Raw genomic sequence first — 2937 nt, forward strand, 5'->3', positions numbered from 1 at the left:
TGATCGATGCGCTTTCGCCTATTGCTTTTCAGAACGGGTGCAAAGATGTAACCGCATACGCAAAAAAGATTTTGACAGATGAATTTAACAAAATATCTAAACTGTAAGATTTTAAAATGAAACCAATAAAAGCACACCAAAAATTAGAAGAAATTTCAACAACAAAGATTTATGCTGCCATTGAAAAATTGATGGATGAAAACAAAGTGCTCAATCAATCAAGCGTGGCTAAACAAGCGGGGATAAGTCGCAACACCGCCAAAAAATATTTAGTTAAATTGGGCTTCATTGAAACAGATAGAACACTCCAATTAAACAGATTGAGCAATGATTTAAAATTACTTCTTACAAAGAAAAATATTGCACAAAAGGACGAAATAAAAGAGGCTTTCAAATGGTTCTTGTTTATGCAAGATCTAATCAAAACTCATCCCGAATTTAAACCGAAAAACTGGGAACAACAGTGCAGTGATTGGGAGAATTTTTTTAAGCCATGTTTTGGGGTTACTTCGTGATAAATTTTTTAATTATTGCTTCGTCAAATTCCCCGACACTTAATGCTAAATAATATTGATACCAAAGCGAATCGGACGAATCTCCTATTAAAAGATCCCGCCGGATCAGACGGGATGATCTCGCTTTTAAATTATTGACAATATCACTGATTGACCACTTCGGCGGGTATGAAATCAGCAAGTGAACAAACTCTTCCCCGCCACTAAATTCCTCCAGAGATCCACCCATTTCACTTATTGTTTCTTGCATCACTTTTTGGAGAAAAATTAAATGATCCGGAGTAAATATTTTCTGTCTTTTTTTTGTTATGAACACCAAATGAGATTTAAGCGAGTAGCGAGCAAAACGATTTTTTGTAATTTTCATAAAATACATACCTATTTAAAATATATTGACATAGTACCGTAAAATTGGTATAATTTCAACAGTACAGACCTATTTACGAAGTTTTTTTTTAAACGTCGTTTCAGATTGGCATTGTACAACTTTATGGTGGAGAAATGACATGCTAAAAGGGAAGAAAGAAACTCAGAGAGAGCGAACAGAACGAGCGATAAGAGAGTGTTATCCTCGCATGAAAGCAATCGCAAAAATAGAGGTATTGTTTGATCAAATTTTATTGTTGCTGCCAATAGCAGATAGCAAAGAATTGAAAAAAATATTGACCCAAGATATAGCGACGGTGTAATAAATAAAAAGGACTAAAAATGGAAGAAAAAAAAGTAAAAAAACCATTTAAACAACAATGGGAGGAGTTTGATTTTTGCCTCGCCACTAAATTTGCCATTCATGAATGGTGGGGTGATTTCAAAGCTCTTGTTACTGGTGGATCGATACCACAAAGAATTTCATATGATGAGTATGTGGAGGCGTTCTATGCTAAGAAAAACTCTAAAAATTAGCATTGTTTTGGCGTGTTTAATCAGTCCGAATGTCTACGCAGGGGGTGACGCTTCACAAGCCCTGCAAAGCATCCAATGGGCTACCGCTGAAACGGGCAACGCTGTGAGCTTGGCGAAACAGATTGAGCAGATCACAATCGCTACAAATAATCTTCAACAAAACATTCAAGCGGTGCAGATGGCACAGCAGAATTTAAAAGCGTTAAGTTCGATGGATGTTTCAAACTTCAATAAGTACATCGATCAGCTCACAAATATTATGCGTTCAACAAACGGCATCGCTTACAATATGTCTGATCTTGATACAAAATTCTCAACGACGTTCCCCGGATACGATGAACACATGAAGCAGGGATTAGTCGGCACAAGCAGAGAACAAGCCTCATCATTCTCTCAATATTATAAATCCTTGACCGATCAGAACCGTGGAACGGCTCTTGGTACGCTCCAAAATCTACGAGCTACCAATCAGGATTTACAAGACGATCAACTTAACATGAATATGTTGAAGCTCCAGAGCCGAAGTTCAAACGGGAACTTATCGGCTATTCAGGCGGCGAATGAAATCGCTATGCACCAAACGGACACCCTCAAAAAGCTTCATTCAACGATGTTGATGCAAACGAACCTTATGGCACAACAATCGGCACAGCAGAATGAGGAAAAAGCTGTAGGACAAGCACAAATACAAAGATTTCTCACAAGTGGCAAAAAGCCCGTCAAGGGCGACGAAAAAAATATCAAAACATGGTAAAGGACACCAAAATGAAAACAGTATTAACAATCGCAACGATCACGGCAATCTTACTCACTGGGTGTGGTAGTGAAACAAAAACACAGAAATATTATGAAGATCACCTTGACGAGGCTAAGTCTTTAGTTGCTGAGTGCAAAACTGCTCAATCAATGACAGAGGAAGAAACAACAAATTGTGGACTTGCTGAACAAGCTCTATTTTTTCACACAGGTAAAAAGCCCATCAAGGGCGACGAAAAGGATATTAAAACATGGTAAGAATAATATTCTTAACTCTGTTTCTTCTCCCTTCCCTTCTATTTGGTGATGTTGATGCAAACAATAACGTTCAAGGTGTATTGGAAATATTTTCTGCCGCCTCAGCTTCGTGGGTTAATGCGATCAAGCCTGCGGGGATGTGGCTCTTTACCGCTTTTATTACAATTGATTTTGTGTTGACTTTTGGGGCTATGGCACTTAAAGGTACGGACGTAGGCGCGCTTTTATGGACATTAATCGAAAAAATCATGTGGATAGGTTTTTTCTTGATGATCTTCAATTCGGTTGATTATCTAAAAATGATACCTGAATCATTCGCACAAATTGCCACAAACGCCACAGAGCGAAATATCCAACCAGATACCATTTTAGAGGCGGCAATGGATTTGGTTGTTGCCGTGTTTAATGGTATGAGTATCACTAATATTCCACTGAGTTTTTTAGCAATTATTACAGGAGTAATTGCTCTTATTGCATTCGGAACAATGGCAGCGCAATTATTTAT

At 37.9% G+C, this 2937-nt stretch carries 5 protein-coding genes and 1 pseudogene; 5 read left to right on the top strand and 1 reads right to left on the bottom strand.

The window, feature by feature from the left end; all coding sequences use genetic code 11:
- Positions 1 to 116 precede the first annotated feature (116 nt).
- Positions 117 to 515: a hypothetical protein gene (locus A3G19_RS08230; RefSeq protein WP_294871945.1), complete on the top strand. Its 399-nt coding sequence runs from the start codon at positions 117 to 119 to the stop codon at positions 513 to 515.
- On the opposite strand, the gene tnpA is transcribed toward A3G19_RS08230, so the two are convergent.
- Positions 505 to 882 (bottom strand): IS200/IS605 family transposase, encoded by a 378-nt coding sequence (gene tnpA, locus A3G19_RS08235; protein ID WP_294871947.1) that lies wholly within the window; start codon positions 880 to 882, stop codon positions 505 to 507. The two genes, A3G19_RS08230 and tnpA, sit on opposite strands and share 11 nt — an antisense overlap.
- Before the next feature lie 341 nt (positions 883 to 1223).
- On the opposite strand from tnpA, the gene A3G19_RS08240 reads away from it, so the two are divergent.
- The 4 genes and pseudogenes from A3G19_RS08240 to A3G19_RS08255 all read left to right on the top strand — a co-directional run.
- Positions 1224 to 1418 (top strand): hypothetical protein, encoded by a 195-nt coding sequence (locus A3G19_RS08240; protein WP_294871950.1) that lies wholly within the window; start codon positions 1224 to 1226, stop codon positions 1416 to 1418.
- The gene (gene trbJ / locus A3G19_RS08245; protein ID WP_294871953.1) at positions 1393 to 2172 is read left to right on the top strand and encodes a P-type conjugative transfer protein TrbJ; all 780 of its coding nucleotides are present in this window, start codon (positions 1393 to 1395) and stop codon (positions 2170 to 2172) included. Before A3G19_RS08240 ends, trbJ begins: the two co-directional genes overlap by 26 nt.
- A gap of 11 nt (positions 2173 to 2183) precedes the next feature.
- Positions 2184 to 2432, top strand: a complete 249-nt coding sequence (locus tag A3G19_RS08250) for an EexN family lipoprotein (RefSeq protein WP_294871956.1) — start codon at positions 2184 to 2186, stop codon at positions 2430 to 2432.
- A pseudogene (locus A3G19_RS08255) lies at positions 2426 to 2937 on the top strand (P-type conjugative transfer protein TrbL); the annotation flags it as partial. The gene A3G19_RS08250 and the pseudogene A3G19_RS08255, both read left to right, overlap by 7 nt.

The organism is Sulfuricurvum sp. RIFCSPLOWO2_12_FULL_43_24 (assembly GCF_001829605.1).
Classification (GTDB): domain Bacteria; phylum Campylobacterota; class Campylobacteria; order Campylobacterales; family Sulfurimonadaceae; genus Sulfuricurvum.

Excerpts from the sequence above, each read along its gene's own strand:
- tnpA (WP_294871947.1), bottom strand. The coding sequence starts at position 882 with ATGAAAATTACAAAAAATCGTTTTGCTCGCTACTCGCTTAAATCTCAT.
- A3G19_RS08230 (WP_294871945.1), top strand. The coding sequence starts at position 117 with ATGAAACCAATAAAAGCACACCAAAAATTAGAAGAAATTTCAACAACA.
- A3G19_RS08250 (WP_294871956.1), top strand. The coding sequence starts at position 2,184 with ATGAAAACAGTATTAACAATCGCAACGATCACGGCAATCTTACTCACT.
- trbJ (WP_294871953.1), top strand. The coding sequence starts at position 1,393 with ATGCTAAGAAAAACTCTAAAAATTAGCATTGTTTTGGCGTGTTTAATC.
- A3G19_RS08240 (WP_294871950.1), top strand. The coding sequence starts at position 1,224 with ATGGAAGAAAAAAAAGTAAAAAAACCATTTAAACAACAATGGGAGGAG.